Origin of the sequence: Streptomyces sp. NPDC016459 (genome assembly GCF_040632845.1) — a bacterium.
Classification (GTDB): Bacteria; Actinomycetota; Actinomycetes; order Streptomycetales; family Streptomycetaceae; genus Streptomyces.
In genome coordinates, this window is the sequence record NZ_JBEYCR010000002.1 from 600,038 (window position 1) to 626,464 (window position 26,427).

Annotated in this window: 19 protein-coding genes and 1 pseudogene; 14 read left to right on the forward strand and 6 right to left on the reverse strand. The window is 73.3% G+C overall.

The genetic code is table 11. The features are described from left to right. Positions 1–37: 37 nt before the first annotated feature. Both ABZ567_RS08430 and ABZ567_RS08435 read right to left on the reverse strand, forming a co-directional pair. Entirely contained in the window at positions 38–1,612 is a 1,575-nt protein-coding gene (locus ABZ567_RS08430) for an alpha/beta hydrolase (RefSeq protein WP_360785955.1), read from the reverse strand. Positions 1,613–1,694: 82 nt separating this feature from the next. Next, a complete protein-coding gene (locus ABZ567_RS08435; RefSeq protein WP_360785957.1) occupies positions 1,695–4,340 on the reverse strand; it encodes a lysylphosphatidylglycerol synthase transmembrane domain-containing protein in 2,646 nt (881 codons plus the stop codon). 129 nt (positions 4,341–4,469) lie between these two features. Between ABZ567_RS08435 and ABZ567_RS08440 the strand changes: the two genes are divergently transcribed. From ABZ567_RS08440 to nudC, 7 genes are all read left to right on the forward strand, one after another. After that, positions 4,470–4,835: an MGMT family protein gene (locus ABZ567_RS08440; RefSeq protein ID WP_360785959.1), complete on the forward strand. Its 366-nt coding sequence runs from the start codon at positions 4,470–4,472 to the stop codon at positions 4,833–4,835. A 221-nt stretch (positions 4,836–5,056) separates the two neighbouring features. Continuing rightward, the gene (locus ABZ567_RS08445) at positions 5,057–8,689 is read left to right on the forward strand and encodes an ATP-dependent DNA helicase (RefSeq protein WP_360785961.1); all 3,633 of its coding nucleotides are present in this window, start codon (positions 5,057–5,059) and stop codon (positions 8,687–8,689) included. A 142-nt stretch (positions 8,690–8,831) separates the two neighbouring features. Then, positions 8,832–9,596, forward strand: coding sequence for a hypothetical protein (locus ABZ567_RS08450; protein WP_360785963.1), 765 nt, complete (start codon positions 8,832–8,834; stop codon positions 9,594–9,596). An 83-nt stretch (positions 9,597–9,679) separates the two neighbouring features. Next, positions 9,680–10,516, forward strand: a complete 837-nt coding sequence (locus ABZ567_RS08455) for a hypothetical protein (protein ID WP_360785964.1) — start codon at positions 9,680–9,682, stop codon at positions 10,514–10,516. 129 nt (positions 10,517–10,645) lie between these two features. Then, positions 10,646–14,080, forward strand: a complete 3,435-nt coding sequence (locus ABZ567_RS08460) for an ATP-dependent DNA helicase (protein WP_360785966.1) — start codon at positions 10,646–10,648, stop codon at positions 14,078–14,080. A 10-nt stretch (positions 14,081–14,090) separates the two neighbouring features. After that, positions 14,091–15,509 carry a dipeptidase gene (locus ABZ567_RS08465; RefSeq protein ID WP_360785968.1) on the forward strand — a complete coding sequence of 473 codons (1,419 nt, stop codon included), beginning with the start codon at positions 14,091–14,093 and terminating at the stop codon, positions 15,507–15,509. A 35-nt stretch (positions 15,510–15,544) separates the two neighbouring features. After that, positions 15,545–16,510 (forward strand): NAD(+) diphosphatase, encoded by a 966-nt coding sequence (gene nudC / locus ABZ567_RS08470; protein ID WP_360785970.1) that lies wholly within the window; start codon positions 15,545–15,547, stop codon positions 16,508–16,510. A gap of 66 nt (positions 16,511–16,576) precedes the next feature. Here nudC and ABZ567_RS08475 read toward each other — a convergent pair. After that, positions 16,577–16,687, reverse strand: a pseudogene (locus ABZ567_RS08475) (NrdH-redoxin); the annotation flags it as partial. A gap of 243 nt (positions 16,688–16,930) precedes the next feature. Beyond that, on the reverse strand, positions 16,931–17,188 hold the full coding sequence (locus tag ABZ567_RS08480) for a mycoredoxin (protein WP_360785972.1): 258 nt from the start codon (positions 17,186–17,188) through the stop codon (positions 16,931–16,933). Between the two features lie 147 nt (positions 17,189–17,335). Between ABZ567_RS08480 and ABZ567_RS08485 the strand changes: the two genes are divergently transcribed. The 5 genes from ABZ567_RS08485 (at position 17,336) to ABZ567_RS08505 (ending at position 21,206) form a co-directional block, all read left to right on the forward strand. Continuing rightward, a complete protein-coding gene (locus ABZ567_RS08485) occupies positions 17,336–19,516 on the forward strand; it encodes an ATP-dependent DNA helicase UvrD2 (RefSeq protein ID WP_360785974.1) in 2,181 nt (726 codons plus the stop codon). A gap of 173 nt (positions 19,517–19,689) precedes the next feature. Continuing rightward, the gene (locus ABZ567_RS08490) at positions 19,690–20,055 is read left to right on the forward strand and encodes a hypothetical protein (protein ID WP_360785976.1); all 366 of its coding nucleotides are present in this window, start codon (positions 19,690–19,692) and stop codon (positions 20,053–20,055) included. A gap of 172 nt (positions 20,056–20,227) precedes the next feature. Further along, positions 20,228–20,596: a WhiB family transcriptional regulator gene (locus tag ABZ567_RS08495; RefSeq protein WP_073808972.1), complete on the forward strand. Its 369-nt coding sequence runs from the start codon at positions 20,228–20,230 to the stop codon at positions 20,594–20,596. Beyond that, the gene (locus ABZ567_RS08500) at positions 20,593–20,916 is read left to right on the forward strand and encodes a hypothetical protein (RefSeq protein ID WP_360785978.1); all 324 of its coding nucleotides are present in this window, start codon (positions 20,593–20,595) and stop codon (positions 20,914–20,916) included. The genes ABZ567_RS08495 and ABZ567_RS08500 overlap by 4 nt, the downstream gene beginning before the upstream one ends. Before the next feature lie 107 nt (positions 20,917–21,023). Next, positions 21,024–21,206 carry a hypothetical protein gene (locus ABZ567_RS08505; protein ID WP_360785980.1) on the forward strand — a complete coding sequence of 61 codons (183 nt, stop codon included), beginning with the start codon at positions 21,024–21,026 and terminating at the stop codon, positions 21,204–21,206. A 60-nt stretch (positions 21,207–21,266) separates the two neighbouring features. On the opposite strand, the gene ABZ567_RS08510 is transcribed toward ABZ567_RS08505, so the two are convergent. Both ABZ567_RS08510 and ABZ567_RS08515 read right to left on the reverse strand, forming a co-directional pair. After that, on the reverse strand, positions 21,267–22,610 hold the full coding sequence (locus ABZ567_RS08510; RefSeq protein WP_360785981.1) for an AarF/ABC1/UbiB kinase family protein: 1,344 nt from the start codon (positions 22,608–22,610) through the stop codon (positions 21,267–21,269). A 41-nt stretch (positions 22,611–22,651) separates the two neighbouring features. Continuing rightward, entirely contained in the window at positions 22,652–23,824 is a 1,173-nt protein-coding gene (locus tag ABZ567_RS08515) for a ThiF family adenylyltransferase (RefSeq protein ID WP_360785983.1), read from the reverse strand. Between the two features lie 220 nt (positions 23,825–24,044). On the opposite strand from ABZ567_RS08515, the gene ABZ567_RS08520 reads away from it, so the two are divergent. Both ABZ567_RS08520 and ABZ567_RS08525 read left to right on the forward strand, forming a co-directional pair. Continuing rightward, positions 24,045–24,620: a M48 family metallopeptidase gene (locus ABZ567_RS08520; protein ID WP_360785985.1), complete on the forward strand. Its 576-nt coding sequence runs from the start codon at positions 24,045–24,047 to the stop codon at positions 24,618–24,620. Between the two features lie 132 nt (positions 24,621–24,752). Next, a complete protein-coding gene (locus ABZ567_RS08525) occupies positions 24,753–26,423 on the forward strand; it encodes a TerD family protein (RefSeq protein ID WP_360785986.1) in 1,671 nt (556 codons plus the stop codon). Positions 26,424–26,427: the final 4 nt, after the last annotated feature.

The window sequence follows — 26,427 nt, forward strand, 5'->3', positions numbered from 1 at the left end:
CGGGTGTCCGGGGCGCGACGGGGCGGGGCCCGGGGGCCTACTGGCAGACCGTCCCCGAGGACGGGACCTTGCCGTCCAGGAGGTACGCGTCGACCGCCTTCTTCACGCACGCGTTGCCGCTGTTGTAGGCGCCGTGGCCCTCGCCCTCGTACGTCAGCTCCACGCCGACGCCCTGGCCCAGCGCCTGCACCATGGACCGGGCGCCCGCGTACGGCGTGGCCGGGTCGCCGGTGTTGCCGACGACCAGGATCGGCGCCGAACCGGGCGCGGACACGTCCGGGTGGTCCCAGGTCCCGGCCACCGGCCACTGCGAACAGCTGGAGAGGGCCCAGCCCATGTAGTCGCCGAAGACCGGGGAGGCCTCACGGAACTCGCCGAGCCGCTCCTTCGCCTGGCCGAGGGTGTAGCGCTCCTTGAAGTCCACGCAGTTGACGGCGGCGTTGGCGGCCTGGATGTTGCTGTAGGAGCCGTTCTGGCCGCGCCCGTTCATCGAGTCGGAGAGCGACAGGAGCAGCGCCCCGTCGCCGCCGTCGGCCGCTTCGAGCCCCTGCTCCAGATAGGTCCAGAACTCCTTGGAGTACAGGGCCTGCGCGATGCCGTTGGTGGCCTGCGTCTGGGTGAGCTCGCGGTCGCCGATGCCCGGGATCGGGTCCTTGTCGAGCGCGGCCAGGAGGTCCGTGACGAACGACTCGATCTGGGCGACGCTCGTACCGGGCAGGGCGCACTCGTCGCCCCGGTCCACACAGTCCCGGGCGAAGTTGTCCAGGGCCAGCTGGAAGCCCTTCGCCTGGCCGAGCGCGCCGTCCTCGACGCCGGCGTCCGGGTCGACGACGGCGTCGAAGAGGGCCCGGCCGACGTTGTCCGGGAACAGGTGGGCGTAGACACCGCCGAGTTCCGTGCCGTACGAGATGCCGAAGTAGTGCAGCTTGTCGTCCCCGAGGACCTGGCGCATCAGGTCCATGTCCCGGGCGGCGTTCTCGGTGCCGACGTGCGGCAGGGCCCGGCCGGCGTCCTTCTCGCAGCCGGCCGCGTACTTCTTCTGCGCGTCGGAGAGCGTCCGCTCCTCGGCCTGGTCGTCGGGCGTGAAGTCCAGCGCGTAGTAGGCGTCGAGCTCCTTGTCGGTCGCGCACTCCACGGGATCGCTGCGACCCACCCCGCGCGGGTCGAAGGAGACCAGGTCGTAGCGGCCGCGCAGGGTCTCGTACTTCTCGGCGAAGCCGGGAAGGGCGGCGATGCCGGAGCCGCCGGGCCCGCCGAAGTTGAAGACGAGCGAACCGATCCGCCGGTCCTTGTCGCGGGCACGGGCCCGGATGAGGGCGAGCTCGATGGTCTCGCCCTCCGGCACCGACCAGTCGAGCGGCGTCTGGAGGAAGGAGCACTCCCAGGCGGTGCCGCCGGGGAGCGGGGCGGGTGCCTCCCCGCCGCCCTCGGCGGCGGAAGGCGCCGGGCACGGCGCCCAGGCCAGGTTCTGCCCCGTCAGCGCCGCGAACCCGGCGGAGCCGCTCGGCCTCGTCCCGTCCGCCGAGGTGTCTCCCCCGCCCGAGCACCCGGCGGCGAGCAGCACGGTGGTGGCGGTCAGCAGAGCGGCGCGCTGCGCGGCGGAGATCGGCATGGAACCATCGTGTGCCGCCGCCCCGGCCCCCGCGCGGGACGGAGGGCCAAGCGGGTGGCGGGTGCGGCGGCGTGACGGCCGGCTACAGCGCTTCGCGCCTCGTCAGCCAGTTGAAGCAGAGCCAGCCCGGCAGCACCGGGATCCACAGCGTCAGCAGGCGGTACAGCAGGACCGCCGGGGTCGCGACCTCGATGGGAAGGCCCACCGCGAGCAGACCGAGCGTCAGCGCGCCCTCGACCGCGACGACACCGCCCGGTGTCGGCGCCGCCGAGCCGATGGCGTTGCCCGCGAGGAAGACGACCGCCACGCTCGCGTAGCTGATCGACTGGTGGCCGTGGCCGAAGGCCCGGATCGAGGCGTCGAGGCAGAGCACGAACGAGCCGGTGAGCAGCAGCATCCCGCCGATGCCGGTCAGCAGCTTCATCGGCCGCTGGAGCACGTCCAGCATGCGCGGCACCACCCCCGCGAAGAGCGACCGCAGCCGGGTCGACACGAACTTCCGCATGAACGGGATGGCCGTCACCACCAGGACGAGCACCGCGACCGTCAGAAGACCGGCGATGACCGTCCTCGACGGGGTGAAGGACTGCGACTTCTCCGTCCCCGTCAGATAACCGAAGGAGAGCAGGAGCAGGATGTGCGCCCCGAGCCCGAAGAGCTGCGAGGCGCCGACGCTCGCCACCGCGAGCCCCGGCCGTACTCCGGCGCGCTGGAGGAACCGGGTGTTCAGGGCGACGCCGCCGACCGCCGCGGGGGCGAGGATCTTCACGAACGATCCGGCGACCTGCGCCACCACCGTCCGCCAGAACCCGACCCGCTCCGGCACGAAGCCCAGCAGGCTCATCGCCGCCGCCACGTAGCTGAGCGCGGAGAACAGCACCGCGGCCGCCACCCACCGCCAGTCCGCCTGGCTGATCGTCGACAGCGGCGTACGGGCGACCTGAGAGAGCAGGAAGTACGCGGCGACCGCGCCGGCGATCAGGCTGATCAGGGTCCGCGGCTTGATCCGCTCCAGCCGGACCGGCTCCACCGGGGCCTGCGGGCGGATCAGCAGCACCTGCTGCCGGATCTGGGCCAGCAGGTCCTCCTCACGGGCCTCGTCGAGCGCCGTGTCGAGGGCCCGTTTGTCGGCCTTCTTGTCGGCCTTCTTCTCCGCCTTGGTCTCGGCGCGCACGGTCGCCGGACCGGCGGTGGCCTCCGCGGCCTGGGCCTTGGCCAGTTCCCGCTCGCGCTTGGCCGCCTCCGACGCGGCGAGCACGGCCTCCCGCTCCCGGGCCGACCGCTCCCGGGCCTGTCGCCGCAGCGTCGCGCGCGTGGAGCGGCTCAGCGCGATGGGCTGGAGCAGCGGCAGACAGTCGGCGACGGTGTCGGGGCCGAGCACCTGCACGGCCGCGGCGACGGCCCGCTCGGCTCCCACCCGCAGACCGAGGGTGGTGAGCAGCTGGGCGATGTCCATCCGCAGCACCAGATCCCCGGCGGCGATCTCGCCGCCGCGCAGATCGGTGAGGATCACGCTTCCGGAACGATCCACCACGATCGCGTCACCCGTGAGCCTGCGGTGCGCGATCCGGCGCGACTGGAGCGCCCGCACCTGCCGGAAGGCGCTGCGGACCAGCTCGTCGGTGATCTCGTGGTCGTCGAGGGAGTCCAGACTGCGGCCGCCGATGTGCTCGTACACGAGCATCACGGCGTCCGGGCCGAGTTCCGAGGTGGCGATCAGCTTCGGCGCGTTCGCCCCGGCGGCGATCGCCGCGTACGCGAGGAGCGCCTCCTGCTCCAGGGCCTGCCGCAGAGACACGATCGAGCGGCGGGTGGTGATCGTCCGCAGGGTGAGCCGCCGCCACGCCCGGTAGAAGAAGCCGTGCGCCTGCTGCTCCCGGTCGACGACGGTGACGTCGAGCGGCGGTCCGTCCTCCAGGCTCACGAGGTAGTGGCGGCCCCGGTCCGCGCTGTCCGCCGAGTCGGGTACGCCCTCGGCGCGGAGCGCCGTGACCGGCCGGAAACCGACCCGGCGCAGACCGGCGAGGAGGGTCTGCCCGGTGGGCCGGACGTTGGGGGAGCCGACCGCGTACAGCGTGCCGTACGCCACCGTCCAGCCGATCAGGACGGTCAGGACGATGGACAGCGCCGTGGTGTAGCCGGCCACCAGCATGGTGAACGCGTCGAGCAGCAGCACCACCCAGAGCGACACCCGCCAGCGCGGCCTGCGGGCCATGCCGACGGCGGTCATGTAGGCGATCACCGGCGCCAGGTAGTTGTGCACCGGGTCGGTGAGCCCGCCGCCGGACTGCGGCTGGGTCAGCGCGTCCTGGATCGTGCCGGGTGCGGCCTGGGCGACCCAGAGGTCGGTCGCGAGGGTGACGCCGTGGGCGAGGACGGCCGCGAGGACGCCGTCCGCGATGCGCAGTCCGTCGCGTTTGATCAGCCGCTCGATGGCGAAGGCGACGGGGACGAGCAGCACGGCGATGGAGGAGACGAGACCGGCGATCTTGACGAAGACGTCCGGGGCGCCACCGGCGCCCGCGTTGATGTCCTTCTCGAGGCCCGAGGTCGTCGCGTGGGCGACCGCGGCGACGGCGATGACGAGCCCGATGGCGAGGAGACCGGAGAGCAGCCGCATCAGGTCGGAGGGCCGGTGGACGCGGGCGGCGAGCAGCGGCTCGTCGCCGGAGACCCGCTCGGGCAGGTCGGCCCTGCCCTCCTCCGGAGGATGAGTGTCCTGCCCCATCACCATGTCCGTCTCTGCATGCGCGTCGTGTCGTTCTTGATCTCGTATCACCAGTCACCGCCCGCACGATGGTGGCACGAAGAGCCGCCGCGCGGAGGCATCGGGGCCATGTCGGTGGGGTGAGGCACGATGGGGCGGATGAGCATGGAGGTACCCGTGGGGGACACCGGAGAACTGCCCGAGTACGCGGAGCGGGTGCTCGACGTCGCCGACGGGATCCCGCCCGGCCGGGTGATGACCTACGGTGACGTCGCCGAATGGCTGGGCGAGGGCGGGCCGCGTCAGGTCGGCAGGGTGATGGCCCTGTACGGCGGGACCGCACCCTGGTGGCGAGTCGTCCGCGCCGACGGCACGCTGCTGCCCGGCCACGAGCTGAGGGCCCTCGGCCACTACCGCGAGGAGGGCACCCCGCTGCGCGGCGCGGGCCCGGCGGCCGAGGGACACGTACCGAGGATCGACATGCGGCGGGCCCGCTGGGACGGAACTCACACCTGAGCCCGCCGACCGGGGGAGCGCGGGCCGGGCGGGGCGCGCACGGCGTCCGGCGAGGGCCGCGCGGTACGGATCGGGGCGCGGAGTACGGCTCGGCGACGGCCCGTTTCGCGTAACGTCGACGTTCGCGTCTCCCGAGGCGTCGGGCCGACGCACACGGCGGCCGGCCGCGGCGGACGGCCGCCTCACCCGCACCACCACTCCCACCAGGACCGGCGACCCACGTGAGTACCTCCTCCACCACCCGGCGTACGCCGTCGCACCAGGGACAGCCGTACCCGGGTCCGGGACGGCAGCGGACCCCGGGCGCGTACCGACTGGTGCGAACCACGCCGGCCCCGCTGGATCCCCCTCAACTGGACGCAACCCAGCGAGAAGTGGTTGACCACACCGGCGGACCGCTTCTCGTCCTCGCCGGACCCGGCACCGGCAAGACCACGACCCTCGTCGAGGCCGTCGCCGCCCGGATGGAGCAGGGCGCCGACCCCGAACGCCTCCTCGTCCTCACCTTCAGCCGCAAGGCCGCCGTCGAACTCCGCGACCGCATGGCCGCCCGGCTCGGCGGCCGCCGCCCGCCGCAGGCCACCACCTTCCACTCGTACTGCTACGCCCTGATCCGCGCCCACCAGGACGCCGAACTCTTCGCCGAGCCGCTGCGGCTGCTCTCCGGGCCCGAGCAGGACCTCGCCGTACGGGAACTCCTCGCCGGCCACATCGACCTGGAGAAGAGCGGCCTCGGCAGCATCCGCTGGCCCGACGAACTGCGCGCCTGCCTCACCACCCGGGGCTTCGCCGACGAGGTACGGGCCGTCCTCGCGCGCTCCCGCGAGCTGGGCCTCGGGCCGGACGCGCTCGCCCGTTTCGCCGAGCGCGTCGGCCGCCCGGACTGGAAGGCGGCGGCCGGCTTCCTCGCCGAGTACCTCGACGTCCTCGACCTCCAGGGCGTCCTCGACTACACGGAACTGGTCCACCGGGCCGTACTGCTCGCCGGGGACGTCAGCCTGCCCGCGTACGACACGGTGTACGTCGACGAGTACCAGGACACCGACCCGGCACAGGTCCGGCTCCTGCACGCGCTCGCGGGCGGCGGACGCCGCACGGTCGTCGCCTTCGGCGACCCGGACCAGTCCATCTACGCCTTCCGGGGCGCCGACGTGAACGGCATCCTCGACTTCCCCGCCACCTTCGGCGGCGCGGACGTCCGCGTCCTGCGCACCGGGCGCCGCTCCGGAGCCCGCCTCCTCGACGCGACCCGGCTGCTCGCCCAGCGCATGCCGATGCCCCGGCTCCCGGCCGACAAGGTCCGCGCCCACCGCGACCTCACGGCCGTACGGGAAGGGGGCGGGGCGGAGGCGTACACGTACCCGACGGCGTCGGCGGAGGCCGAGAACATCGCCGACCTGCTGCGCCGCGCCCACCTGGAGGACGGCGTCCCCTGGCAGGACATGGCCGTCCTCACCCGCGCCGCGGCCTCCCTCCCCTCCCTCCGCCGCGCCCTCACCTCGGCCGGCGTCCCGGTGGAGACGGACGCGGCGGACACCCCGCTGCGCCACGAACCGGCGGTGGCGCCGCTGCTGCTTGCGCTCAGAGCGGTGTCGGGGGCGGGGACGGAGCCCGAGCCGAGCCCCGCGCCCGAACCGGAGCTGGAGCTGGAGCCCGAGCTGGGCCCCGGGCCCGCGCCCGAACCGGAGCTGGAACTGGAGCTGGAGCTGGAGCCCGAGCTGGGCCCCGGGCCCGAGTCGGCGGCCGAGTCCGCGCCCGAGCCGGCGGCCGGGCGCGCGCCCGAGCCCGGGCCGGAGCCGGAGCCGGGCCCCCCGATGTCGGGGGCGGAGCCCGGGCCCGCGCCCGAGCCGGGCCCCGAGCCGGAGCCGGAGGCCGCGCCCGCGCCCGAGCCGGGCCCCGAGCCCGAGCCCGCACTGGGCCCCGAGTCCGAGCCGGGCCCCGAGCCCGGGCCTGAGCCGGGCCCCGCGCCCGAGCCCGCCGGATGGCTCCCCGTCGAGACCGCGCTCGAACTGCTCGCCTCACCCCTCGCAGGGGTGGACCCCGCCGACCTCCGCCGCCTCGGCCGGGCCCTCCGTGACGAGGAGCGCGCCGCGGGCAACCGGGTCCCGCCGCCCTCCGACGTCCTCCTCGCCCGCGCCCTCGCCCAGCCCGAGCGCCTCGTCGCCCACGATCCGGCGTACGCGCGGGGCGCGAAGCGCCTCGGCGACCTGCTGCGCGAGACCCGGGCGCTGCTCGAAGCCGGCGGCACCGCGGAGGAGGCCCTCTGGGTGCTCTGGAACGGCACCCCCTGGCCCGGCCGCCTGGAGCGCGCCGCACTCCGCGGCGGCCCCGCCGGCCGCAACGCCGACCGCGACCTCGACGCCGTCTGCGCCCTCTTCGAGACCGCCGCCCGCGCCGAGGAACGCGTCGGCGGCCGCGGTGTCCTCAACTTCCTCGAAGAACTCGACGCCCAGGACATCGCCGCCGACACCCTCACCCGCCGTCACACCCGCCCCGACGCCGTCCGTCTGATGACCGCCCACCGCTCCAAGGGCCTCGAATGGAGCCTCGTCGTCGTCGCCGGCGTGCAGGAGGGACTCTGGCCCGACCTGCGCCGGCGCGGCTCCCTCCTCGAAGCCGACCGCATCGGCCGCGACGGACTCGCCGAGCCCCTCACCCCCGGCGCCCTCCTCGCCGAGGAACGCCGGCTCTTCTACGTGGCCGCCACGCGCGCGCGTGACCGGCTCGTCGTCACCGCGGTGAAGGCCGCAGCCGAGGACGGCGACCAGCCCTCCCGTTTCCTCACCGAGTTCGGCGCCGAGCCGAAGGACGTGCCCGGCCGCCCCCGCCGCCCCCTCGCCGTCTCCGCCCTCGTCGCCGAGCTGCGCGCCACCACCGTCGACCCGGACGCCTCACCCGCGCTCCGCGACGCGGCCGCCCACCGCCTGGCCCGGCTCGCCGCGCTCACCGACGAGGACGGACAGCCGCTGGTCCCGGCCGCCCACCCGGACCGCTGGTGGGGCCTGTTCGAACCGACGCGGAGCACGGTCCCGCTGCGCGAGCGCGACCGGCCCGTGGCCCTCTCGCCGAGCTCCCTGGAGAACCTGGTCACCACCTGCTCCCTCCAGTGGTTCCTGGGCCGCGAGGTCAAGGCCGCTGCCCCCGCCACCGCCGCCCAGGGATTCGGCAACGTCGTCCACGTCCTCGCCGACGAGGTCGCCTCCGGCCGCACGCCCGCCGACCTGGACGTCCTCATGGCCCGCCTGGACTCCGTCTGGGACGCCCTCGCCTTCGACGCCCCCTGGAAGTCGGCCCAGGAGAAGCAGCACGCGCGCGTGGCCCTGGAACGGTTCCTCAGCTGGCACGTCATGGACCGGGGCGGCCGCACCCCCGCCGCCTCCGAGCACGCCTTCGACGTGACCCTGGAGGCGGGGGAGTACGAAGTCCGCATCCGCGGCTCCATGGACCGCGTCGAGACCGACGAGCACGGCCGCGCGTACGTCGTCGACTTCAAGACCGGCAAGTCGGCGCCCACCCGCGACGAGGTCGCCCACCACCCGCAGCTCGCCGTCTACCAGCTCGCCGTCAGGGAGGGCGCCCTCGACGAGGTCTTCGACGGCCGCCGACCGGAGCCGGGCGGCGCCGAACTCGTACAGCTGCGGCAGAGCGCCCCGCAGAAGGAGGGCGGGGACGCCCTCCCCAGGGTCCAGGCACAGGAGCCGCTCGCCGGGGAATGGGTCGGTGACCTGCTCGCCAACGCGGCGGGCCGGGTCCTCGACGAACGCTTCACGCCCACCACCGGGCAGCACTGCGCGACCTGCTCCTTCCGGGCCTCGTGCAGCGCCCGGCCGGAGGGCCGCCAGGTCGTCGACTGACGGCTCCCCGCCCCGCCGCTGTGGGAAGCGTCACGTCCCCCGCGTACATCCTTCGCCCCCTCTCCGTGGTCACTCTCTCCGCGACGCCCCATAAGGGCGACGTGAAGACAAGCTGTGAATGACGTTGTGAGGGAGTACGCGCATGAGGGCCAACAGGAAGCTCTGGGCGGCGGCGACGGTCTGCGTGGCCGTGATCGCCGGTGCCACGGGCTGTTCCAAGGGCGACGACAAGGCCGCCGACCCCTTCGCGGGACTCACGGCCGACGCCATCGCGGACAAGGCCGTCGCGACGACGAAGACGGCCACCGCGTTCCGTATGAACGGCACCGGCAAGACCGAGGGCGAAGAGATGACGGTGGACTTCTCCGTCAACGACAAGGGCAACTGCAAGGGCTCGATGCAGGCCGCCAAGGGCGGCAAGGCCGAGGTCATCGGCACCGGCGGCGTCAGCTACATGAAGGGCGACGACGCCTTCTGGCGCTCCAGCGGCGGCGAGGAGGGCGCTTCGGCCGACGAGTCCGGCGCCATGTCCGCGCTGCTCAAGGGCCGCTGGCTGAAGATGCCCGCCGGCACCGGCGAGGACGACCCCGCCGCCTTCTGCGACCTCAAGACCATCGTCAAGGACATGGACGAGGAGACGCCGCGCAAGGGCCTGACCCGCGGCGCCGACGCCGACGTCGACGGCAAGCCCGCCGTCACCCTGACGAAGAAGGGGACGAAGGGCGAGACCACCACCTTCTACGTGGCCAAGGACTCCGCCAAGCCGTACGTCCTGCGCGTCGTGGAGACCGGCGGCAAGGAGCCCGGCACGGTCACCCTGAGCGACTTCGACAAGCCGGTCACCGCCACGGCCCCGCCGGCCGACCAGGTCGTCGACATGGAGCAGCTCATGAAGGGCGCTTCCTGACGCGGGACCCGCGCCAGAAGTAGCGGTCACGCGCGCGCGGAGCGACCCTGGTGGGAGCCTCGGGAATCCGCGAGGAGGCTCGCATGACGTCCCACCCCCACCGAAAGCTCCGCGCCGCGACCGTCGTCTGCGCGGCCGTCGTCGTCGCGGGTCCCGCGCCGACGGCGGCCTGGGCGGCGACCGCCGGCCCCCCGGCCGACGCCGCGGTGTCCGTGGCCCCGTCACCGTCCCCCGATCCGTTCGCGGAACTCACCCCCGACGAGATCGCCGAACGGTCCGTCACCGCGACCCGAGCCGCGACCTCGCTCCGCATGGCCGGTCGGATCGTCACGGACGGGCAGCCGCTCGACATCGACTTCGCCGTCAACGACCAGGACGAGTGCACCGGCCGGATGACCATCAAGGGCGGCACCGCCGAACTCCGCAAGACCGACCGGATCACGTACATGAAGGGCGACGAGGCCTTCTGGCGCGCCTCGATGACCTCCCAGGGCATGACCGAGGCACAGATCGACACCACGATCGAACTGCTCAAGGGCCGCTGGCTGAAGATCGCCCCGGGGCAGCCCGGCAGCAGCGACCTCGGCAGTGTCTGCGACCTCGACGACCTCCTCTCCGACCTCGGCAAGGACAAGAAGGAGCCCAGCGGACTGACCAGGGGCCCGGACGCCCAGGTCGAGGACACCCCCGTCGCGACCCTGGTGAAGCAGAAGGACGGCGGGGAGAAGGACGGCGGGGAGACCGCCACCGTCTCCGTCTCCCAACGGGGCAAGCCGTACCTCCTCAAGATGGTCAGGACGGGCGGCGACCGACCCGGCTCGATCACGCTCTCCGACTACGACAGGCCCGTCGACGTGGTCGTCCCGCCCGCCGACGAGACGGTGGACCTCTCCAAGCTGAACCGGGGCGGGCCCGCGTGAGGCGAGCCGCAGCCGCGCCGGACGCGTGAGACCGAGCTCGCGCGGGAACCACGCCGGGCCGCGTGAGGTGAGCCACCGCGGAAGCCGTGCCGGGCCGCACTGTCGGTGGTCCGCGTTAGCCTCTTTGGGGTGACCGCACCCCTCACCGATCCCGAGCAGCTCAAGGAGCTCCTCGGCATCCCGTTCACCCCGGAGCAGACGGCCTGCATCACCGCGCCGCTCGCCCCGCAGGTCGTCGTGGCCGGAGCCGGCTCCGGCAAGACGACGGTGATGGCCGCCCGCGTGGTCTGGCTGGTCGGCACGGGCCAGGTGGCCCCCGAGCAGGTCCTCGGTCTCACCTTCACCAACAAGGCCGCCGGAGAACTCGCCGAGCGCGTCCGCACCGCCCTCGTCCGCGCCGGAGTCACCGACCCCGACGTCATCGACCCGGACAACCCGCCGGGCGAGCCCCGCATCTCGACCTACCACGCGTTCGCCGGGCAGCTCCTCACCGACCACGGCCTCCGCATCGGCCTCGAACCCACGTCGCGGCTCCTCGCCGACGCCACCCGCTACCAGCTCGCCGCGCGCGTGCTGCGCGAGGCCCCCGGCCCGTACCCCGCCCTCACCCGGTCCTTCCCGACCCTCATCACCGACCTGCTCGCCCTCGACGCCGAGCTCGCCGAACACCTCGTACGGCCCGAACAGCTCCAGACGTACGACTCCGAGCTGCTCACCGCCCTCGCCGACGCCAAGCTCAGCAACGCCGAACTCCGCAAGATCCCCGAGGCCGCCACCGCCCGCCGTGAACTCCTCGGCCTCGTCGTCCGCTACCGCGCCGCCAAACGCTCCCGCGACCTGCTCGACTTCGGCGACCAGATCGCCCGCTCCGCCGAACTGGCCACCACCCGGCCCGAGGTCGGCGAGATCCTCCGCCAGGAGTTCCGGGTCGTCCTCCTCGACGAATACCAGGACACGTCCGTCGCCCAGCGGCTCCTGCTCTCCGGCCTCTTCGGCCAGGGCACAGGCGAGCGGGCCACCGGACACGCGGTGACCGCCGTCGGCGACCCCTGCCAGGCCATCTACGGCTGGCGCGGCGCCTCCGTCGCCAACCTGGACGACTTCCCCGAGCACTTCCCGCACCGGGACGGCACCCCCGCCAGCCGCTACGCGCTCTCCGAGAACCGGCGCAGCGGCGGCCGGCTCCTCGACCTCGCCAACGGGCTCGCCGCCCCCCTGCGCGCCATGCACGCGGGCGTGGAGGCGCTGCGCCCCGCACCGGGCGCCGAGCAGGACGGCAGCGTCCGCATCGCCCTCCTCCCCACCCACGCCGAGGAGATCGACTGGCTCGCCGACTCCCTCGCCCACCTCGTCCGCACCGGCCGCGAACCCGGCGAGATCGCCGTCCTGTGCCGTACCGCCACCGACTTCCCCGCCATCCACGCCGCCCTCGTCGCCCGAGACGTGCCCGTCGAGGTCGTCGGCCTCTCCGGCCTGCTCCACCTGCCGGAGATCGCCGACCTCGTCGCCGTCTGCGAGGTCCTCCAGGACCCCGGGGCCAACGCCTCCCTCGTCCGCCTCCTCACCGGCCCGCGCTGGCGGATCGGCCCCCGCGACCTCGCCCTTCTCGGACGCAGGGCCCGCCTCCTCGTCCACCGGGGCGGCGGGGAGACGGACCCCGAGCAGCGGCTCGCCGCCGCCGTCGAGGGCGTCGACCCGGCGGAGGTCGTCTCCCTCGCCGACGCCCTCGACACCTTCCTCGACTCCGGGGGCGCCGCCGACGACGGCCTCGCGTTCTCCGCCGACGCCCGGGTCCGGTTCGCGCGCCTCGCCGCCGAACTGCGCGCCCTGCGCACCTCCCTCGCCGACCCCCTCATGGACGTCCTGCACCGGGTGCTCACCGCGACCGGCCTCGAAGTCGAACTGTCCGCCTCCCCGCACGCGCTCGCCGCCCGCCGCCGCGAGACCCTCGGCCACTTCCTCGACATCGCCGCCGGCTTCGCCTCCCTCGACGGCGAGGCCAGCCTGCTCGCGTTCCTCGGCTTCCTGCGCACGGCCGTCCAGTTCGAGAAGGGCCTCGACAACGCGCTCCCCGGCGGCGAGAACACCGTCAAGGTCCTCACCGCCCACAAGTCCAAGGGCCTGGAGTGGGACGTCGTCGCCGTCCCCGGCCTGGTCGCGGGTCAGTTCCCCAGCGCCCGCGCCCGCGAGTCATGGACCTCCCAGCCCCAGGTGCTCCCGCACGACCTGCGCGGCGACGCGGCGACACTGCCACGGATCGACACCTGGAACGCCAAGGCCCTCACGGCCTTCAAGAACGAGATGTGGGACCACCAGCACACCGAGGAACTCCGCCTCGGCTACGTCACCTTCACCCGCCCCCGCTCCCTCCTGCTCGGCTCCGCCCACTGGTGGGGCCCCTCCCAGAAGAAGCCCCGGGGCCCCTCGGACTTCCTCCAGTCCCTCTACGACCACTGCGCGGCCGGCCACGGCGACATCGAGGCCTGGGCGGAAGAACCGGAGAAGGACGCCCAGAACCCGACTCTGGAGGAATCGGACAGGGACCGGGCATGGCCACTGCCGCTGGACGAGGACGCGTTCAGGCGCCGTCGCGAAGCGGCGGATCTCGTACGTCACCGGTTGTGGGCGATCGCCCCGCAGGGCGGGACCGGGGGGCACGGGAGTACGGAGCCCGCTCCGCAGGACCCCCGCCCCGAGGACCCCTGGCCCGAGGACCCCCGCCCCGAGGACCCCTGGCCCGAGGAGGACGAACCCGTCTGGGACGAGGACGACCTCCCCGAAGACACCCACGCGGACGCGGTCCCCGCCCCCCGGGAGCCCGAGGCCCCGCCCTCGGAGCCGTACCCCGACCTCACCCCCGAAGACGAGAAGACCCTCGCCTCCTGGGACCGCGACCTCACCGCCCTCACCACCGAACTCCGCCGCACCCGCGCCACCACCCGCGACGTCCTGCTCCCCGCGTACCTCTCCGCCTCCCAGGTCCTCCGCCTCGCCGCCGACCCCGACGGCTTCGCCCAGGAGCTGGCCCGGCCCATGCCCAAGGCGCCGCAGCCGGCCGCACGGCGCGGCACCCGGTTCCACGCGTGGGTGGAGTCCCGTTTCGAGGAGCTGCCGCTGCCGTTCCTCGGCCCGGAGGAGCTGCCCGGCGGCGAGGACTTCGCCGGGGAGCCCGAGATCCTCGACGAGCGGGACCTCGACGAACTCAAGGAGGCCTTCGCCCGAACCCCGTACGCCCACCGCGCTCCGTACCGCGTCGAGGTCCCCGTGCACCTCTCGCTCGCGGGCCGGGTCGTCCGGGGCCGGATCGACGCCGTCTACCGGGACCCGGACTCCGGCGCGTACGAGATCGTGGACTGGAAGACCAGCCGGGCGCGGACCGCCGATCCCCTCCAGCTCGCGATCTACCGGCTCGCCTGGGCCGAGCAGCACGGCCTCCCGCCCGAGGACATCGCCGCGGCCTTCGTCTACGTCCGCACGGGGGAGGTCGCCCGCCCCGCCCACCTGCCCGGCCGGGCCGAGCTCGAGACCCTCCTCCTGGGAGAGGCACTCCCGGGCGCCGGATAGGCTCGGGGACATGAGCGAGACCCCGGACAGCGCCGTCCACGCCGTACGCACGTACATCGAGCAGCACCGTGCCGCCTTCCTCGGCGACCTCGCCGAGTGGCTGCGCATCCCCTCCGTGTCGGCGCAGCCGGAGCGGGCGGGGGACGTACGGCGCAGTGCCGAGTGGCTCGCCGCCAAGCTCACCGCGACGGGTTTCACCACCGTCGAGGTCTGGGAGACTGCCGGCGCCCCCGCCGTCTTCGCCGAGTGGCCCTCCGACGACCCCGACGCCCCGACGGTCCTGGTCTACGGCCACCACGACGTGCAGCCCGCCGCCCGCGAGGACGGCTGGCGCACGGACCCCTTCGAGCCGACCGTCGTCGACGGCCGGATGTACGCGCGCGGGGCCGCCGACGACAAGGGCCAGGTGTTCTTCCACACCCTCGGCGTCCGGGCCCACCTCGCCGCCACCGGCCGCACGACGCCCGCCGTGCACCTCAAGCTGATCGTCGAGGGCGAGGAGGAGTCCGGCTCCCCGCACTTCCGCACGCTCGTCGAGACCCACGCCCAGCGGCTCGCCGCCGACGCGGTGATCGTCTCCGACACCGGCATGTGGTCCGAGAACACGCCCACCGTGTGCACGGGCATGCGCGGGGTCGCCGACTGCGAGATCCAGCTGTACGGCCCCGACCAGGACATCCACTCCGGGTCCTTCGGCGGCGCCGTCCCGAACCCGGCGACCGTCGCCGGCCGGATCGTCGCCGCCCTCCACGACGAGCGGGAACGGGTGGCGATCCCCGGCTTCTACGACGGGGTGACCGAACTCACCGACGCCGAGCGCGCCCTCGTCGCCGAGCTGCCCTTCGACGAGGCCGCCTGGCTGCGTACGGCGAAGTCGCACGGCACCGCGGGCGAGGCGGGCTTCTCCACCCTGGAGCGGGTCTGGGCCCGCCCCACCGCCGAGGTCAACGGCATCGGCGGCGGCTACCAGGGCCCCGGCGGCAAGACGATCGTCCCCGCCTCCGCCCACCTCAAGCTGTCGTTCCGGCTGGTGGCCGGGCAGGACCCGGACAAGATCGAGCTCGCGGTACGGGACTGGCTGGCCGCCCTCGTCCCCGCCGGCATCCGGTACGAGATCCTCTTCGGCGCCCCGACCCGCCCCTGCCTCACCCCGCTCGACCACCCCGCTCTCCAGGCGGTCGCCGGGGCCATGAGCCGGGCCTTCGACGGCGCCAAGGTCCGCTACACCCGGGAGGGCGGCTCGGGACCGGCCGCCGACCTCCAGGACGTCCTGGACGCACCCGTCCTGTTCCTCGGCATCTCCGTCCCGTCCGACGGCTGGCACGCCCCCGACGAGAAGATCGAACTCGATCTCCTCATGAAGGGCGTCGAGACGACCGCTCATCTGTGGGGCGACCTGCCCGCCGCCCTCCACGCCGCCGCGCGCTGAACCCACACACCGATCCGGGGGAGTTGGAAGCACCTGTGAGCACCCTGAAGAACGCGCCGGCCGTGAAGAACGTGCCGGCGGACCGCCCGATCTCGCTCACCGCTCCGAGCGGCATCGACCGCGCCGCGCACCACCGTCTCGACGAGGCGTGGCTGGCGGCGGCCTGGAGCCACCCCACCACGCGGGTCTTCGTGGTCTCGGGCGGCCAGGTGCTGATCGACGACCTGCCCGACGGCACCACCGAACTCGTGATGACGCCGGCGTTCGAGGCCCCGGTCACCGAGACCCACCGCTACTTCCTGGGCACGGACGCCGAGGGCGTCTCGTACTTCGCGCTCCAGAAGGACTCCCTGCCGGGCCGCATGGACCAGTCCGCCCGCCCGGCGGGCCTGCGCGAGGCCGGGCTGCTGCTCTCCGACCGGGACGCGGGCCTCATGGTGCACGCCGTCGCCCTGGAGAACTGGCAGCGGCTCCACCGCTTCTGCTCGCGCTGCGGCGACCGCACGGTCATCGCGGCGGCCGGACACATCCGCCGCTGCCAGGCCTGCGGCGCCGAGCACTACCCGCGCACCGACCCCGCGGTGATCATGCTGGTCACGGACGAGGAGGACCGGGCGCTCCTGGGCCGCCAGGTCCACTGGCCGGAGGGCCGCTTCTCGACCCTCGCGGGTTTCGTCGAGCCCGGCGAGTCCATCGAGCAGTCGGTCGCCCGCGAGGTCTTCGAGGAGGCCGGGGTCACGGTCGGCGAGGTCGAGTACGTCGCCAGCCAGCCCTGGCCGTTCCCGTCCAGCCTCATGCTGGGCTTCTTCGCCCGCGCGACCTCCTCGGAGATCACCGTGGACGGCGAGGAGATCCACGAGGCCCGCTGGTTCTCCCGCGACGACCTGGCCGCCGCCTTCGAGTCCGGCGAAGTCCTGCCCCCGTACGGCATCTCGATCGCGTCCCGCCTGATCGAGCGCTGGTACGGCAAGCCGCTCCCAAGGCCGGGCGGCGTGGTCTGACCCGCCTCCCCGTATGACGAGACCCCCGACCGTCCGGTCGGGGGTCTCGTCATACGGGTAAGGCCCTCAGACGCCGACCTTCTGCTTGACCTGCGCGAGGCTCGGGTTCGTCAGGGGCGAGCCGTCCGGGAAGAGGACGGTCGGTGGTGACCTTCGCAGGTTCCCTCCCTGGCTTTCCCAGTCATGTCCTGCCTGATGCTCGCGATCAAGCAGGGTGGGGCGCAAGGACGTCGAGTTTCCGGAACGGGAAACCGGGATGCGGCAGGCAGGAGCGGGTGGCGGCCGCACCTCCGATCTCCCATCGAGGTCGGAGTGCTACCGCCCAGCCACGCGGGGGCATCAGGGCTGCGTTCCGTCCCCCTATATTGCGCCACCCCCTCCGGTGACCTTGACCAGAGGGGGCGCAGCGCTGGAGGAGCATCAGAGCGCGAGAGCCTGCTTCACCTGTGCGAGGCTCGGGTTCGTCATGACGCGGTTCTCGCCACCGCTGGCGGGAACCACCAGAACCGTCGGCACCGTCTGGTTGCCGCCGTTGGCCTTCTCGACGAACGCCGCCGATTCGGGGTCCTGCTCGATGTTGATCTCGGTGTACGCGATGCCCTCACGGTCCATCTGGCTCTTCAGCCGACGGCAGTAGCCGCACCACGTGGTGCTGTACATCGTCACAGTGCCCTGCATGGCGAGGCGCTCCTCTTGTTCGCTGACGGGTGCCGAATAGGAGAACGTACGCCTCGGCCCCTCCATTCCCGGCATTCGTACGACCGCAGCCCCGTCCCTGTGGACAAGCCTCGGCACCGACCCCGCGCGACCTGGCAGCATTGGGGGGTGACAGCAGCAACGCACTCCACTCTTTTCCCGCAGGTCCCGGAGACGGCCGACGCGGTGCTCGACGGGCTCGACCCCGAGCAGCGCGAGGTCGCCCTGGCCCTGAGCGGCCCGGTGTGCGTGCTGGCGGGAGCCGGCACGGGCAAGACGCGGGCCATCACCCACCGGATCGCGTACGGGGTGCGGGCGGGCATACTCCAGCCCGCCAGTGTGCTGGCCGTCACGTTCACCAACCGTGCCGCGGGTGAGATGCGCGGCCGGCTCCGCCAGCTCGGCGCGGGCGGCGTCCAGGCCCGTACGTTCCACTCCGCGGCCCTCCGCCAGCTCCAGTTCTTCTGGCCGAAAGCCGTCGGTGGTGATCTGCCCCGGCTCCTGGAGCGGAAGGTCCAGCTGGTCGCCGAGGCCGCGGCCCGCTGCAGGGTCCGGCTCGACCGCAACGAGCTGAGGGACGTCACCAGCGAGATCGAATGGGCCAAGGTCACCCAGACCGTCCCCGCCGACTACCCGGCCGTCGTCGCCAAGGCGGGGAGGGACGCCCCCCGGGACCCGGCCGAGATCGGCCAGATCTATGCGATGTACGAGCAGCTGAAGCGCGACCGCTCGGTGATCGACTTCGAGGACGTGCTGCTCCTCACCGTCGGCATCCTCCAGGACCGGCACGACATCGCCGACCAGATCCGCCGCCAGTACCAGCACTTCGTGGTGGACGAGTACCAGGACGTGTCCCCGCTCCAGCAGCGGCTGCTCGACCTGTGGCTCGGCGACCGCGACAACCTCTGCGTCGTCGGGGACGCCAGCCAGACCATCTACTCCTTCACCGGCGCCACCCCCGACCACCTGCTGAACTTCCGCACTCGGCACCCGGGCGCCACGGTCGTCAAACTCGTCCGCGACTACCGCTCCACCCCGCAGGTCGTCCACCTCGCCAACGGACTGCTCAGCCAGGCACGCGGCCGGGCCGCCGACAACCGCCTCGAGCTGATCTCCCAGCGCGACCCGGGGCCCGAGCCCGTCTACACGGAGTACCCCGACGAGCCGACCGAGGCCGAGGGCACCGCCCGGCGCATCCGCGACCTCATCGCCGCCGGGGTCCCGGCCGGCGAGATCGCCGTCCTCTACCGGATCAACGCCCAGTCCGAGGTGTACGAGCAGGCCCTCGCCGACGCCGGAGTGCCGTACCAGCTCCGTGGCGCCGAGCGCTTCTTCGAGCGCCAGGAGGTACGGGAGGCCCTGGCGGCCCTGCGCGGCGCGGCCCGCTTCGGCGCCAACGACTCGCTGCTCGACGGCGCCGAGGACCTGCCCGCGCAGACCCGGGCGGTCCTCTCCGGACGCGGCTGGACCGGCGAGCCTCCCGCGGGCTCCGGCGCCGTCCGCGACCGCTGGGAGTCCCTCGCCGCCCTCGTCAGGCTCGCCGAGGACTTCGCCCGCGCCAAGCCCGGCGCCACCCTCTCCGACCTGGTCGGCGAACTCGACGAGCGGGCCGCCGCCCAGCACGCCCCCACCGTCCAGGGCGTCACCCTCGCCTCGCTGCACGCCGCCAAGGGCCTCGAATGGGACGCCGTCTTCCTGGTCGGCCTCACCGAGGGCATGATGCCCATCACCTACGCCAAGACCGACGAGCAGGTCGAGGAGGAGCGGCGCCTGCTGTACGTCGGCGTCACCCGCGCCCGGGTCCACCTCACGCTGTCCTGGGCGCTCTCCCGCTCACCGGGCGGCCGGGCCTCCCGGCGCCCCAGCCGTTTCCTGAAAGGGCTGCGGCCCGGCTCCGGTGCCCTCGGCCCCGTCGGTGTCGGCGCTTCCGGCTCGTTCGAGCGGGGCGGCGGCGCGACCGGCCGGCGCAGGCCGCGCGGGCCCGTCCGGTGCCGGGTCTGCGGCACGACCCTCACCGAGGCGGGCGCGATGAAGCTGATGCGCTGCGAGGACTGTCCCTCCGACATGGACGAGGGGCTCTACGAGCGGCTGCGCGACTGGCGCTCGGAACAGGCCAGGGAGCTCGGCCAGCCCGCGTATTGCGTGTTCACCGACAAGACGCTGATGGCCATCGCCGAGCGCGTCCCCGCCACCGGCGGGGAGCTCTCCTCGATCTCCGGCGTCGGCGCCCGCAAGCTGGTCCGTTTCGGGGACGACGTCCTGGCCATCTGCGCAGGTGGGGAGGGAGGAGCGGGAGACGACGAGAGCTGAGGAAAACTCGTCGGAAAAATAGTTTGCGCCCGCCCCGTCAAGCCCCATAGGTTCTTAACCACGGAAACAGCGGCTTCTTCGAAGCCCTGTCTTCGTGCTGTACTTGTCCAAATAAACATGAGGGACCGGGCTCGCGCCCCAACCCTCCGAGACGCCGAGAGGAGGCGAATCCAGTGATCAGCAACACGATTCAGGCCAGCACCACCGCCCGCTTCGTCAGCACCGCCAGCTCCTTCAGCACCGCCAAAATGACCGATCGCTCGGTCGTCTCCGTCTGCCCGCTCGGCTTCTCCGCCTCGGCGTTCATCGGCACCGGTCTGCCCGTCGCCGGCCTGCCCGTCACCGGTCTTTCCGGTCTCGGCGCGGCCGTCATCGAGCGTCGCGACGAGCGACCGACCAAGGCACTGGGAGCAGTAGCAGCAGGCAAGGCCACGGCCTATGGCTTTGCGGCGACCGGTGCCGGCAACCAGCAGACGACGCAGCACCACCACATGATGTGGGCCTTCCGTGGGCTCGAACCCTGGAGTGATCCAGTCTGATCCATGATCAGACCGGCGCCTTCAGGGCCGCGGAACCCCACCCGGGATCCGCGGCCCTTCTGTTTGTCCCCGAACGGGGGCGACGGCCCGAAGGCGCCTCGGGACAGACACACCCGGTACCAGCCGAAACCCCGGTCAACAGGCCGGAACGACCAGACGAGGAAAGACCACCGTGCAACTCGAAGCGCACGCCCCGTCCGTACCGCCTTCCGATTCGATCCCCCTGCCCGGCCTCACGGAGGACCCCGCTTTGACCCCCCTCACCGCGCTCACCGCGCTCGACGACGCCATCGAGAACCTTGGCGTCCCCGTCCCGTGTCGCGCCTACGACCCCGAGGTCTTCTTCGCGGAGTCCCCGGCCGACGTCGAGTACGCGAAGTCCCTCTGCCGGACCTGTCCGCTCATGGCGGCCTGCCTGGCCGGCGCCAAGGAGCGCCGCGAGCCCTGGGGCGTCTGGGGTGGCGAGCTCTTCGTCCAGGGCGTGGTCGTCGCCCGCAAGCGGCCTCGCGGCCGCCCGCGCAAGAACCCGGTCGCGGCATGAGCGCCACCGGAACCATCGACCGTCCCCTCACGCACGATCCCCAGAAGCAGGCCCCGATGACCTCTTCCACCAGCGAGCCCGCCGGCTCCGCGACCCCAGCCTTCTCCCCCGCCGCCGCGCCCACCGCGCGTCAGAACAGGACCCGTGAAATGCAACTCATCCCAGAAGCCCTCGCCCGTGCCCATATGCACGAGCGACAGCGTGAGGCCGACGCGGAACGCCATGCCGTGCGCCTGGTCGCCGCCCGCCGTATGCAGCGCCGTGCCGAGCGCGTCTCGCTGCGCGCCCGTCGCGCGCTGGCCATGGCCGTCATGCACTAGCTGACATCGCGCCCCTCCGGGTGCCGTCGCGGGGGCCGGTCCTGACGGACCGGCCCCCGCGGTGCGTTGTCGGGGCCGCGGTGTCCTGGCGGGTTATCGTCGTGAAGATGAACGACGCCCGCACCCCCGAGGGACCCGTCGCCTGCGCGCGCTGCGGCAAGACCGCCGAAACCCTGCCGCTGACCTGGACCTGTTCGGTGGAGAACGGTCGGCGCACGTACTTCTGCGAGGACTGCGCCCGCGCCAACATCCGCGCCATCGAGAGCCGTCTCGACTCCTCCTGGTGGTGACGCCCCGAGCCGGTGGTGACGCCCCCGAGCGCCGCTCCCCGGCCGGGACCCGCACCGCGCTCAGGGTGCGGGGGCCACGAAGCCCGGCAGCCACTCCTCCAGTTCGGCCCGCAGGCGCACCGTCGCGTTGAGCTGGCACAGCACCCCGATGGTGCTCAGCGTCACCCGGTGTATCAGCAGGTACGAGGGCGGCAGATTGAGCTGCTTGCCCAACTGGTGGGCAGGGGAGCGGATATCGGCGATCCGGGCCGCCTGGGCGCGCAGCCAGCCTCGGGTGAAGACGAAGGACTCCGCCTCGGCCGGCTCGATGATCGGCAGCAGGTACTCCAGGACCGCTTCCGGGTCGAGCACCACGGACTCCTTGACGAAGCCCTCCGCGCGCAGCAGCTCGTAGACCGTCTCGGCCTCACCTTCGAGCGTCATCCGCAGACAGGTCCCGATCGTCTCCGGCAGCCCGCCCGGCAGCCGGTCCACGGTGCCGAAGTCGAGCACCCCGAGGCGCCAGCCCTCCGGGCCCTCGTCCTCGCCGCCCGGCAGCAGCCGGAAGTTCCCCGGGTGCGGATCGGCGTGCAGCAGACCCGTGCGCGCGGGGCCCGAGAAGAGGAAGCGGGCAAGCAACTGGCCCGCCCTGTCCCGCTGCTCCTCGGTGCCGTCCGCTATCACCTCGGAGAGCGGGACCCCGTCGATCCACTCGGTCACCAGGATCTGCTCCGCCTGGTGCACCACCGCCGGCACCACCACGTCGGGATCGTCCGCGAACACTTCGGCGTGCTTCCGCTGGGACTCCGCCTCCAGGGCGTAGTCCAACTCCTCGGAGACCCGGTCCCGCATCTCGGTGATCAGTGGCTTGATGTCCATGCCGGGGACGAGCGGGCCGAGCAGCCGGGCGAAGCGGCTCAACTGCGCCAGGTCGGAGAGCAGTGCCTCGCCGGCGCCCGGGTACTGCACCTTCACCGCGACCTCTCGCCCGTCGTGCCACACGGCCCGGTGCACCTGGCCGATCGAGGCCGCCGCCGAGGGCTTGTCCTCGAACTCCAGGAACAGCTCCCGCCACTCGGGGCCCAGCCGCTCGACGAGGACGGTGTGCACCGTGCGCGTCGGCATCGGTGGCGCGGCGTCCTGAAGTTTCGTCAGCGCCGCCCGGTAGGGCCCGGCCACCTCCTCCGGGAGCGCGGACTCGAAGACGGACAGCGCCTGTCCGAGCTTCATCGCCCCGCCCTTGAGCTCGCCGAGCACCTTGAACAACTGCTCGGCCGTGCGCTGCTGCAGCTCGCGGGCGACGATCTCCGCCGATCTGCCGCCGATCCGTTTGCCCAGGCCCCAGGTGGCCCGGCCCGCGAAGCCCAGTGGCAGCGCAGCCAACTTGGCGGTCCGGGTGACCGCCTTCCGGGGAAGATCAGACATGTGCCCCTCCAAGTCCCAGACTGTCGTGCCGCGCAGGGCGGTTACCCCGCCATTGTGTCCTGCGCCCTTCCGGCTGCCGAGGCGCGCTCCCCCTCTCGTCCGCGGAACGCCCCGCAGGGGCAGTTCGGGTGCGGTCCCATCCGCTCCGCCCGCCACTCGAGGAATGGCAGTGACGCCTCCCAGCGGGTGCCCGTGCTCGCCGGGAGGTCCCCGTCCAGAAAGGCCAGCGCGTGGGCGGCGGCCAGGCCCGCCACCGCCGTCGCGAGGCCCAGGTCGCAGGCGGGCAGCGGATGCGGTGCACCGGAGCGCCACTGGGCTAGCAGCCGGGGCCAGTCCGGCTCGCGGTCGGTCCGCGCCTCCTGGAGGCACCGCGCGCAGGCGGTGCCGCCCGGCAGCACGAGTGGTCCGACCGTCCCCGTCGCCTCCAGGACCCCGGCGTAGAGGTGGGGCGTGCCGGTGGCGACCCATCGCTCGGCCGGGAGCGGATCGGGGACGTACGCGCCGAGACCGTCCCGAGGCGTCACGACGACGAGTGAGAGCCCGCCTCCGCCGGCCCGCTCACGCGACCGGTTCCGTCCCGCCGCCGGGCCGGTCGACGACGCCGGTCCGCCGCGTCCGGTGCGCCAGCGGCCGACCAGGCGACGGGCCGCGCTCACCCGGCGCTCGCCGACGGACTCGGCCGGCAGTCCGCCGGGGGCCGTCTCCCAGGGCTCGACGCGGCCCGAGTCCACCACCTCGACCTGACCCACGCCCGCCGCCGAGAGGAGCGCCGCCACCGTCGCCCCCACCCGCCCGGCACCACGGACCTGGACGCGCAGAGCCCGTCGCGCCGCCAGGGTCCGTACCGCCCGCTCCGGCTCGGGGTGGACCACGGAGAGGGAGGCCAGGTCGGCGCGGAGCGGATCGAGGGCCGGGTCGACGGAGCCGGCTTGCGGCCCGGCCCTCCCGGGCCGTCCGGCCGTGGCCTCGGTGAGCAGCCCGGCCGACCCCAGTCGGTGGACGAGCGCCTCCAGACGTCCGTCCGGCAGGCCGCGCGCCCGCGCCTCGGCACGCAGCAGCTCGGTCCCGCGGGTGCCGTCGAGCAGTCCGAGCAGGGCTTCCGTGTCCGGGTCGACGGGGTCGAGCACCACCGCGTGCGCGGGGGTGACGCCGAACTGGACGCGGCGCAGACCGCGCCAGGCGCGTCGCAGCGCCGGTTTCACCATCGGATGCATTTCCCTCACCCTCATCCCTCGTCCCCATCCCTCACCCCAAGATCGACAACGGCCTTTTCGTTGTCCCGGGGTGAGAATGCCCCGCCGCCGTGGCGGCCGCCGAAAGTTGTCCACAGGCAAGGGGATTAGTCATTCGAATGGTGCGGAGTGGGGGCGGATGGTTCCCGAAACCCCTCCACGGACGGGACTTCCCCCGCCGCCTGCGGGTAACGTCGGGGCCGTGCCCGCCGATCCACAGCGCAGCGTGACCGACTCCCCGCACCGCGGTGCGGGGACGAGTGCGGTCGAGGTCCGCAGAAGCCCGCGGCGGAGGAGAACCGTGTCGGCCTACCGCGAGGGCGACCGGACCGTGGTCCTCATCCCGGCCCGGATGTCCGAGGCGGAGGAGCGCCGCTGGGTGGGCGTCATGCTCGACAAGCTCGCCGCCCAGGAGAGCCGCAGCGTCCTCGGGGACCAGGAGCTGACCGAGCGGGCGACGCGCCTGTCGGAGCAGTACTTCGGCGGCCGGGCCCGCCCCCGCTCCGTGCGCTGGGTCACCAACCAGAACACCCGCTGGGGCTCCTGCACCCCCTCCGAGGGCAGCATCCGGCTCTCCCACCGGCTCCAGGGCATGCCCGAGTACGTCGTCGACTACGTCCTCCTGCACGAGCTGGCCCATCTGCTCGTCCCCGGTCACGGCCCCCGGTTCTGGCGGCTCCTGGAGGCGTACCCGCGCACCGAGCGGGCGCGCGGCTACCTGGAGGGCGTGGTCGCCGCCGCGCGACTGCCGCACCTCCCCGCCCCTCACGAGGAGTGACGGCGTCGGCACGCGCGCGGGAGCGGGTTTCCCGATTCCGTACCGAAAACGACCTGCCCTGTCTCAATGTCGTACTCAGCGGCTAGCCTGGCGCGAGCAATCGGCATTCGGGATGGGGGACGGTCGTAACGCATGGCCAGGGAATTCCAACGCGGCCACAAGGCCAAGATCAGTGATCTCACCGCGGGAACCGATCTGTACGTGGGTGTGCAGATCGCGGCGCCCGGGTTGACCTTCGACATCAGCTGTTTCGGTCTCGACGCGGAAGAGCGGCTCTCCGACGACCGCTACTTCGTCTTCTTCAACCAGCCGAAGACTCCCGAGGAGTCCGTCCAGCTGCTCGGCGCCCAGTCCGGCGACACCGAGTCGTTCCGTGTCACCCTCGACCGCATCCCCGCCTCCATCCACAAGCTGTCGTTCACCGCGACGATCGACGGCCCCGGCCAGATGTCCCAGGTCGGCCCCGGCCACCTGCGGATCGTGGCCGGCGGCGAGGAGGTCGCCCGGTACTCGTTCACGGGCACGGAGTTCAGCACCGAGCGCGCGGTGATGCTCGGCGACTTCTACCTCAAGGACGTGTGGCGGTTCGCCGCCGTCGGCCAGGGCTTCGACGGCGGCCTGGACGCGCTCCTGCGGAACTTCGGCGGTGAGGTCGCCGAGGAGGCGCCTGCCGCCCAGCCGCAGGCAGGGTCTCCCGGCTTCGCCCCGCCGCCGCAGGCGGCGACGCCCCCGGCCTTCGGCGCACCCGCCGCCCCTGCTCCCGCGCCCGCGTTCGGCGCGCCGCAGGCGCCGACGCCGCCGCCCGCTCCCGCGCAGCCGGTGCACACGGCGCCGACGACGGTGGCCCCGATGGCACCCGCGCCGGGCCCGCCGCTCGCCCCCGCGGCCCCCGGGCCGTATGGACAGCCTCCGCAGCCGCCCCAGTACGGTCAGGTGCCGGGCCAGCCGCCCGGCCCGTACCCGGGACAGGTCCCGGGGCAGGCCCCCGGCCCGTACCCGGGACAGGTCCCGGGGCAGGCCCCCGGCCCGTACCAGGGTCAGCCGCCGCAGGCGCCGTACGGGCAGGCCGCACCCGCCCCGTACGGACAGCAGCCCGCGTACGGTCAGCAGCCCGGCGTCCCGCAGGGCGTGCCGGCGACCGGCGCGGGACTCGCGGCCGCGCTCGCGCCGTACAAGGAGACCGCCACCGGCGCCCGCTGGACCCCGCAGAACCAGCAGCTGATGCGGGTCGACCTCGCCATGGGCGGCACCCCCGTCCTCGCCCGGCAGGGCTCCATGGTCATGTACCAGGGCAAGGTCGACTTCTCCCACAAGGGCGCGGGCTTCGCGGGCCGGATCGTCGGCAACGCCACCGGCCAGGAGATGCAGCTGATGCGCTGCACCGGACGCGGTCAGCTCTTCCTCGCCGAGGAGGGCGCCCATCTGCACCCGATCGAGCTCCAGGGCGACGGCATCTGCGTCTCCGCCGAGAACGTCCTCGCGTTCGACGAGTCGCTCCAGTACGAGGTGCGGCGTATCGAGGGCCACGGCATCCCCGGCGGCGCCCTGTTCACCATGCAGTTCCAGGGCACCGGCACCGTCGTCGTGAAGACCCACGGCGTCCCCGTGGTGCTGCCCGTCACGCCGACGACCTTCGCCGACTGCAACGCCGTCGTCGCCTGGTCGTCCGCGTCCCAGGTCATCCTCTCCACCCAGGTCCGGCTCCGGCGCAACGCCTACCCCGGCCACAGCGGGGAGACCGTGAACCTCCAGTTCCGGGGCGCCCCCGGCAACTTCATCGTCGTCCAGCCCTACGAGGTCTGAGGGA